This is a genomic window from Pontiella sp. (genome assembly GCF_041622395.1).
Classification (GTDB): domain Bacteria; phylum Verrucomicrobiota; class Kiritimatiellia; order Kiritimatiellales; family Pontiellaceae; genus Pontiella.
The window spans coordinates 1-8925 of the sequence record NZ_JBFJYW010000158.1; the positions used below are offsets into that span (position 1 = coordinate 1).

General features: G+C 61.5%; 5 protein-coding genes. 1 reads left to right on the forward strand and 4 read right to left on the reverse strand.

From position 1 onward, the window contains the following. Positions 1 to 12: 12 nt before the first annotated feature. Positions 13 to 108 carry a hypothetical protein gene (locus ABYO54_RS10170; protein ID WP_372808145.1) on the forward strand — a complete coding sequence of 32 codons (96 nt, stop codon included), beginning with the start codon at positions 13 to 15 and terminating at the stop codon, positions 106 to 108. A 50-nt stretch (positions 109 to 158) separates the two neighbouring features. Here ABYO54_RS10170 and ABYO54_RS10175 read toward each other — a convergent pair whose 3' ends face one another. The 4 genes from ABYO54_RS10175 to ABYO54_RS10190 form a co-directional block, all read right to left on the reverse strand. Next, positions 159 to 1820, reverse strand: a complete 1662-nt coding sequence (locus tag ABYO54_RS10175; RefSeq protein WP_372808141.1) for a hypothetical protein — start codon at positions 1818 to 1820, stop codon at positions 159 to 161. A gap of 190 nt (positions 1821 to 2010) precedes the next feature. Beyond that, positions 2011 to 4023: an alpha amylase C-terminal domain-containing protein gene (locus ABYO54_RS10180; RefSeq protein WP_372808142.1), complete on the reverse strand. Its 2013-nt coding sequence runs from the start codon at positions 4021 to 4023 to the stop codon at positions 2011 to 2013. After that, positions 4020 to 5600, reverse strand: a complete 1581-nt coding sequence (locus ABYO54_RS10185; RefSeq protein ID WP_372808143.1) for a glycogen synthase — start codon at positions 5598 to 5600, stop codon at positions 4020 to 4022. Before ABYO54_RS10185 ends, ABYO54_RS10180 begins: the two co-directional genes overlap by 4 nt. 186 nt (positions 5601 to 5786) lie before the next feature. Continuing rightward, positions 5787 to 8925 (reverse strand): amylo-alpha-1,6-glucosidase (locus tag ABYO54_RS10190; RefSeq protein WP_372808144.1); only part of this gene is annotated, 3139 nt, incomplete at its 5' end.

Sequence of the window (8925 nt, forward strand, 5' to 3'; positions counted from 1 at the left end):
AATCCGAGCAAGATCGATGCGCTCGAGGAGATGATTGCCAAGTTCAAGATCATCGAGCTTGTTCGCACGGGCAAGGTCGTTATGAGCCGCGGGCAGGACCTGACCTAGCCCGGCGGCCGAATGCCATGAAAAAGGGCGGGATATCCCGCCCTTTTTCTTTAGATCGCCTGTTGCATCAGGATCACTTCATCGCTGGTGGTGTGGAAGCGGCTGTCGATGCCCTGGTTGGTGGGGCAGCCCACGATTTCGATCAGCTCCCGCATCAGGAATTTGAGGTGCTCCCCGCTGTTGGAGGCCAGGCCGAGCAGGTCGCGTTGCTCGTCGGTGATGTCGCCGACATAGCCGTGCAACATCATTTCCAGCGAGGCATTGATGGCGGTAAGCGGCTGCATCAGTTCCTGGGCAACCTCGGAGAGGGCGGCGAGCAACTCCTTTTGGTTCATGTTTCGCCCTTGCCCTCCAATGGTTCCGATGTCGTCTTCCTTCAGGTGCTGCGACAGGACATCGAGTTTTTCCTTGGTGGTGTAGATGGTGTCGTCGAGGTTGTCACTGGCTTCGCCCAGCAGGTCCTTGACCGTGGCGCCGTCGGTGCTTTTCGACTTCATCAGGTTTTCGAGTTTTTCGAAAACGTTGGCCAGCGTGTTGATGCCATCGGCGATCGGCGGACTGGATGGGTTGCCCGTATCTTTGTTTCTGTTCACCACGATGCGGCGCCACTCCGTGGCGGGGAAATCGGATTCGGAAAGCAGGTCCTCCGCCGCGCCGACGCCATGGCTCTTGACATAGGCCTGGAGCTCTTCCTTGTTGCGTTCGATGGCATCGCGGTGCTCCATGTATTGCGCGGCCGCCATCTCGAAGCCGAGGTTTTCATCCATTTCGCGGATGGCCTGTACGATTTGGCGGTCCAGTTCCGGGTTGGAGTCGCCCGTCAGGTCGCGCATGCGGTCGAGTACGCTCTCCTCCAGCAACAGCAGCGCCTTGCGGAGGTCGGCCATGCCGTCGGCGGTTTTAAACGCGGGTTGCTGCCGCAGTCCGTTGAAGGTTCGCCGCAGGCACCCGAGCACCACGTCGCCAAGCGATTCGCCGGAGAGCTCCGAGACGGACTGGCGAACCGCAACGGATTCCAAGATCATTTTTCCCAGCTGGGCGGGATCGGCGGCCAGTTCGCGCAGCTGTTCGCCGATCTCCCCTTCGGAATCGGCTTCGATATCACCTTTGAGAAAAGCGACGATCTGTTCGACGTGGATATCCGGACCGCGGCCTTCGCCGGAGCCGGCGCCGCCTTCGTCGAGTTCTTCATCCAGCACCAGTATGCCGTTGCTGCTTAAGCCGGCGAGATCCGAGGTGTTCGCCACCGTTTGGCCGCTGCGGACGGCCGCGAAGCGGGTCTCTTCCGACGAAATATGGTTGAGCTGGGACTGTTGCATGCCGGTCTCGAAGACGGCTGCATCCTTGCTCGAAAGCAGGTCGGCGAGCTGTGCCACTTCTTGCTCGGTGATGCCGCTATCGATCTTAAGGCCCGTAATCCGAAGCCGGGAGAGTCTGCGTTCGAGCGATTTAAGCAGAACGCCGTCCGCATTGACCGTCACCTCGTCCACGGTCAGGTTGCCGTTGAATGCGCCGATGATCACCTTCTTGCGGGAGGAAAAAAGCCGGGACATGGAGTCCATTGCCGTGGAGGCGGCCTGTTGGACGGCGGGGTGGTTTTCCCCGTAGGTCGTGATGATGTTGATCGTGCGGCTCAGCTCGGTCAGGGCCTTTTGCAGATCAACATCCTCGATGGATTTGGTAGGGGGGAGTTCTCTGTTTTCTACGGTCATCGGGTTCTCGCGGTTAATACGGCTTCGGTTGTTGCCGCAAGTTTAGCACGAAGCATGCCGATAGCGGGTTCGAGGCCGGATCGTCGGGTGGAATGCGAGGTTTCCGCAGAGGCCGGCGCAAAAAAAACAAAAACCCCTGTATCGTTGTAGGATGACAGGGGTTTTTGGCGGTCGTTGTTTCGGGGAAATACTACGGGACCCGTTCCAGCACGAACCCGGTTCGCGACGGGATGTAGAGGTGGATCTGGTTGCGGTCGTTTGCCCCGTCGTGGAAGCTCGTGCCCGTGTAGGTTTGCTCGCCCTGGACAATGTCGTGGCCCCCGAATTCCGGGGCATCGGTGTTCAGGAGCAAGCGATACTTGCCCGGGGTGCAATCCACCGGATAGTCCGTGAACGACTTGACCGGATGGAAGTTGAAAACGAACAGCAGTCCCTGGCGCTCGAAGGCCATCGTCTTGTCGCCTTCGTTGATCAGCCGGAAGATCGGGGCTTCGGTTCCAAGGGTTCCGCGATCGCGGACGAGGTTGACCATCGCCTCGTCGAAATCGGCCAGGAAGTGGAACTTGAGGGTCGGATCGTCGCGCAGGTTCCATTGGCGGCGGGCATACTGGTAGGACCAGCCGTTGCCTTCGCGCGGGAAGTCGATCCACTCCGGGTGGCCGAATTCGTTGCCCATGAAGTTGAGATAGCCGTGGCCCGCCGCGCCCAGGGTGGAGAGCCGCGCCATCTTATGCAGCGCAATCCCGCGATCGACCACGAGGTTTTGCGCCTCGAGATGCATGTTGTAGTACATCTCTTTGTCGATCAGCTCGAAGATGAAGGTCTTGCCGCCCACCAGTGCCTGGTCGTGCGATTCGACATAGCTGATGACCTGTTCGTCGGCGCGGTGGCTGGTCAGCTCGTGATAGAGCCAGCCGATGTTCCATTCCTCGTCCGGAATGTCGTTGGCCAGCTTGAACCAGCAGTCCGGGGCGCCCATGGCCAGGCGGTAGTCGAAGCCGCAGCCGCCTTCTTCGAGCGGGGCGCCAAGGCCGGGCATGCCCGAAACGTCTTCCGCAATGGTGATGGCGGAGGGGCGGACTTCGTGGATCAGTTTGTTCGAGAGCGCGAGATAGGCAAAGGCGTCCACGTCCACCGACCCATCGAAATAGTTTTCGTAGTTCCCGAAGCCGGTTCCGAGGCCGCGGTGGTGGTAGAGCATGGAGGTGACGCCGTCGAAGCGATAGCCGTCGAATTTGAATTCGTCGAGCCAGTAGCGGGCGTTGGATAGCAGGAAGTGGAGGACCTCCGTTTTGCCGTAGTCGAAGCAGCGCGAATCCCAGGCTTCGTGCTCGCCGCGGTCGCCTTCGTGGAAATACTGGTACAGCGTCCCGTCGAAGCGCGAAAGCCCCTCCTCTTCGTTCTTCACGGCGTGCGAATGGACCAGATCCATGATCACGGCCAGTCCGGCCTCGTGGCAGGCGTCGATCAGTTCCTTCAGCTCCTCGGGGGTTCCGAAGCGCGAGGAGGCGGCGAAATAGTTGGAGACGTGGTAGCCGAACGAACCGTAGTAGGGGTGCTCCATGATGCCCATGAGCTGCACGGTGTTGTAGCCCATCTCCACAATGCGCGGCAGGATCTTTTCCTTGTATTCGAGGTAGGAGCCCACCTTGGCTTCTTCCTGCGCCATGCCGATGTGCGATTCGTAAACCAACGGCGCGCCGATCGGGGTCGCCGGGTTGACGAAGGTCCACTCGTACGGCTTTTCCGGCCGCCAGACCTGCGCCGTGAAGATATGGGTTTCCGGATCCTGCACCGCGCGGCGCGTGTAGGCCGGAAGCCGCTCGCCTTCGCCGCCGGGCCAATACATTTTCAGCTTGTAGAGCTGTCCGTGTTTGATCTTGTCGGCGGGCAGTTCGATCTCCCAAACCCCGTTTCCGTCGCCGTAGTTCAGCGCGAACTCGTCGAGTTGCTGCCATCGGGAAAAATCGCCGACCAGGTAAATGGCGGTGGCGTTGGGTGCCCACTCGCGGAAGATCCACTTTCCGTCGCGGAAGTGCAGCCCGTAATACTCGTGCGCGTTGGCAAACTCATCGAGCGTCATGTGGTTGCCCGTCAGCCGTTCCTCCACCCAGCGGATATGATCGGCGCGCTGGTGGAGCTGGCCAAGATAGGGCGCCAGCCACGGGTCGTCGCAAAGCTTTGCGAGGTTGGGATCTCTCATAGGGTATCCTGGTTGGGTTTGGCAAATACCTCGTCCACCAATGGGCGGTTGAGCATTTGCTGGTAGATGTCGATATAGGCTTGGGCGGTCACTTCGTGGTTGAAATGTTGCTTGCTCTCCTTCATCACGCGGCCGACCTGCGTGCCGCGCGTGTGGAGGTCGAGCGCGTGGAATTCCATGGCCTGGTCGATCGCCCAGGCCAGGCCGGCGCCATCGTAGGTCTCGAACAGGAAGCCGTTGCCCGTGCCTTTTCCGGTATCCATTTGGCTGACCGAGTCGTGCAGGCCGCCCGTGTCCCGGGCGATCGGCAGCGATCCGTAGATCGCGCCGGTCATCTGCGGCAGGCCGCAGGGTTCGAACAGCGAAGGCATCAGCATGAAATCCGATGCCGCAAAGCCGATGTGCGAGAGCCCTTCCTCGAAATTGCAGACCGCGACGCGGCTGTATAGATCGTGGAGGTGGACGATGTCGTGGAAGACCTGCTGATAGCCGCCGTTGGCCACGAACACGATCTGGAGTCCGCGGTCCCAGTATTTGTCGATCGTGGCATAGAGGATGTCGGATAGGAGTTGGCACCCCTTCTGGACCGGATCGAGCCGCGACGGCCAGAACAGCATCGGGGCATCCGGATTGATCTGCAGGCCGAGGCGCTCCTGCAGCCAGGTCTTGTTGGCGCGCTTGGCCTCGTAATGGTCGAGCACTCCATAGCGCTGGATCAGGAAGTCGTCCGTTTCCGGGTCGCAGGAGGAATCCGGCGAGTTCAGAATGCCCGCCGCGCAGCCCGCATGGAATTTGCTCGCCACTTCCCATTGGATGTTGCCCGGAACAAAGTCGTGCGCATTGTCGACGATCTCCTTCAGGAACGTGGGGCTGACCGTGTTGATGAAATGCGAAGAGAAGATGCCGCTGCACAGGAAGTCGACCGGGTTGTTGTCGCGCGCCTCGAAATAGTTGGCCGAAGGCCAGCCGTAGAACAGGTTGCTCCAGAACTCGGCGGCATCGATGCCGCGGTCCTCGATATGCGCCAGCGTGGTTTTCACCGTGTGGATGTTGTGGAAGGTGAAGAGGCTCGGGATGCCCAGCATGCGTGCTTCGCCGGGAATCAGCCCCGTCATCCAGTCGTTGCAGTGGATCAGGTCCGGTTTCACGGTCGGGATAATGTTGTTGATCACCTCGCGCTGGAAGGCGAGAGAGATCTTCAGGTCGGTCTCCTGCGAGTTGCTGTAGACCCGGTCCTGGTAGTAGAAGATGCGGTCCTCGGCCAGGTGGATGCGATCGTCGGGCAGCTTGCTCTTGTAGATCAGCAGTTCGTTGTCGATGAAACCGCCGATGTCGACGTGGAACATCTTGCGGTAGTGGGGAAGCGCCACGTGGACATCCGCGCCGAGTTCGTAAAGTGCCGAAACCAACGACGCCGAAACATCCGCCAAGCCGCCTGCCTTGGCCGAAAGTTTGTTCGTCATGTTGCCCATGCCTTCCGGCAAATAGGTGATTTCCGGTGTGACGATTAGGATGCGCGGTGATTTGTTCCCGTTGTTGGTCGCCGCTTTTTCTGTCGATGTTTTTTTTGCAGGCATTTGCACGTTCCCCTCATTCGCTATTGTGATGAATGAAATAGTACCCGGATGCCCCTTGCAAGGATATTGTTGGCCCTTTAGTTGTTTGACATTCCCGAGGAACTTGGCCTTCTGGTTTAGGCTCTCGAAAGTTTTTGCATTTGACGGGGTCGCGCGGAAATTCTTCCATATCGATCCGACCGCGGTCTATGCCTTGAGTTGCTTCACCACCCGGTAGAGTTCGGTGACGCCCCAGGCCTGGGCGCCGCAGCCGCGCTGGGTGTGCGGCGTGTTGCCGTCGATCACTTCCGGGCTTTGGCGCAGGCAGCCGTGGTTGAGCACGTCCGATGCGCTGCCGAGGATGGCCAGCGCGGTGTCGCGCGCGGCTTCGCCATGGACCATCGCCAGCGCTTCGGCATAGGACGGGAAGGGCCAGGTCCAAGCGGTGCCGTTGTGGTAGGCGGGTTTGCGGCGCGTATCCTCGTCGCCCGAGTAGTGGCCCCAGTAGGGGTTTTTCGGGTCGTTGAGCAGGTGGCCGTTGTTATGCACGGGGCAGGGGTGCTGCACCGGACGGTCGGCCAGGCTGCGGATCGCGCCGGGGATCAGCAACTGTTCGCAGGCTTCGAGGATGTTTTTGCACAGCGTTTTGTCGGAGACCGCGCCGAGGGTGACGGCGAGGAGCTGGTTCGAACGCAGGGCGTCGTCGACGGCCGCGGCGCGCGCTCCCGTTCCGGGGCCGGCGGCCAGGCAATCGGCCAGATAGGTGAAGTCGCCGGCGTTCACGAGGAAGAGTTCGCCGATCGAAGCTTCGACCTGCTGCGCCAGCTTGGGCCATTCCGGCGCCTTGTCGATCCGGCCGAGCATGTTGAGGGCATAGTTCCACATGGCCTGGATTTCGATCGGGTAGCCCATGCGCGGGGTGCCGGCGGGATAGTTCGTGTCCATCCAGGTGTAGTGCGACGGGCTGAAGATCAGGCCCGATTCGGCGTCGAACGCAATGCCGTTTTCGGTGCCGGCCATCAATCCCCGGGCCAGCGAAACAAGCACTTGCTTGACGGTGCGCCCGTCGCCGCAGTCGGCCTTCAGCAGCTTTTGGTTGCCCTGCGCCTTCATGAGTTCGTCGCAGGCGACGAACAGCCAGAGCGGGGCATCGGAGGTCTCGCGGTTGTTGTCGTCGTTGCCGCGGATCATGTTGGGGATGGTGCCGCCCTTTTCATACTTGGCAAACTGCAGCGCAATGTTCTGCGCCTCTTCGAGGAACCCGGCGGCAATGATGCCGCGCAGGCAGATCAGCGTGTCGCGGCCCCAGTCGAGGAACCACGGATAGCCCGCGATTACGGTCTGGAATTCGTCGCGCTTCACAATGAACTGCTTCGTCGCCAGCTTCATGGCGTGTTCGATGGAGATGGTTTCCGGGTCGGCCTGCAGGGTCGGTTCGTCGAACCGGGCCGGTTCGTTGATGGCGGCCACCAGCCTTCCGGTCGCTTTGCCCTTGAGGTCGATTTTGAAATAGCCTGGGCTGAAGAGATCGGATTCGCCATCGATGCCGCGCTCGCGGTCGACCGGATGCTGGATCATGTAATACCACTCCGGCTCGGAATGGAATGCGCCGCCCGCAAGCGAAACGTCGAGCTTGCGGTCGGCGGCCGGCGAGAAAACATACCCGTCGGCGGTGGGATGGATGGCGTTGGGCCAATGGGCTTCCGCGCCATACATCGCTTTGGTGACTTCGTGGTTGTTGCGGTCTTCGATGTCGGTTCGCAGGATCAGCGAGATCGGCTCGTTGTCCGGCAGGTGCTCGGGGTCGTTGCCCGCCGCTTCGCGCACGAAGCTCAGTTGGATGGCATTGGTTTCGGGGTGGAGCTGCAGGGCCGCCTTGAGCGGCACCAGCAAGCCTTCGCCGACCGGGATGGCGAAACTCCAAACCACGGTGCCGTCGTCCGCGACCGTGAACCGTTTTTGGCAATGGAGCGAGAGTTCGTTGGAGTAACCCTTGCGCACCACCCATGCGCGGCAGCGCGTCAGCATCGTGTGGCGGTCGACGGGCACTTCCGGGTCGAGATTGGCAATCAGCAACCCGTCGTATTTGCTGCGAAGCTCGGCCCAACCGATCCGGACCTGGGAAAGCGCCCCGTGTTCGTTGGTGCAGACGGCGTAGCGGTCGCGGTCGTGGATTTCGCCCGCCGGACAGGTGGTGATCACCTTGGCGTTCTTCTCCTCGCACAGCTGCATGATCGGCGACTCGGCGCGGCGGGTCTCTTCTTCGAAGACCGTCAGCTTCAGCGTGAGGTTCCGATGCGCGTCCGGGGTCTCTAGCGGTTGGAAGAGGGCGAAGGTCTCGCCGTTGGCGGCCGTCATCGATTTTTCGTGGACCAACGTCCGGTTGCCGTCCTTGAGCTCGGCAATGAACCCGCGGGCGGCCTTCACCAGCAGGAAATGGTGGGGCGGCAGCAGGACCGTGCGGCGCGTGTCGCGCGGCCACTGCCAGGTGGCAACGACGGGCGCCCCGCCGGCCAGCTCCTCGCAAAGCGCCTTCGGGTTGGCGGCGAAGCGGGCGGCGTCGAACTCCTTCAGCGCGTCGAAGTGGTTGAAAAGATCCATCGCCTTGGCCTTGAGCAGTTGGGCTTCGGCGGCTTGGGTCCCGCCGTAGGGTTGCTCCAGCGCCGCGGCGACTTGGCCCGCCCACTGCGGATCGTCGGTCAGGCACAGGACTTCGCCGTTTTTCAGGGGGTGGTTGCCGGGCATTTCTTTCAGGTGCCGGCCGGTCAGCAGGTCGGTCGTGAAGCCGTTGAAGTCGCCGTGCCATGCCACGGTGCCGTCGTGGTCGTGGCTGAGGTTCGCCAGCACCAGCAGGCGGTGCCCGCCGGTGGCATCGGTGCGCAGGATGGCGGCGGAGTTGTGGTAGCCGGCGGTGACGAGCTCGACCCGGGCGCCGCCGTGGAACGCCGGATGCGTTTCCATGATGGCGTGGATGCGGCGCAGCCAATCGATCAGGTTCGGCTCGCTGCCCCATCCAAGCGAGTGGGCGTTGTGGACGTTGATCTGCGTTTCGGCGAACCACTCGACGCCGTTGGCGAAGCCGAACGCGCCGTTGTGCGCGGTGAGCGCGCAGAAGGCGGCGCGCATCTGCGCAAAGGAGTGCGAGGTGGCCGCCAGCCGCGCGTTGTCGTGCGTTTCGCAGAAGTGGACCAGATTGCCCTTGCTTTCGGAAACGCGGATGCTTTCGGGCAGGTAGCCGTCGACCTGGCCCTGGTCGTAGTTCTGGAAGATTTCGGAGTAGGCCCAGTTCATGCCGCTGTCGGCCAGCAGCCGCTCGGTGACGTGCTTGTGGCCGCCGAGCCCTTCG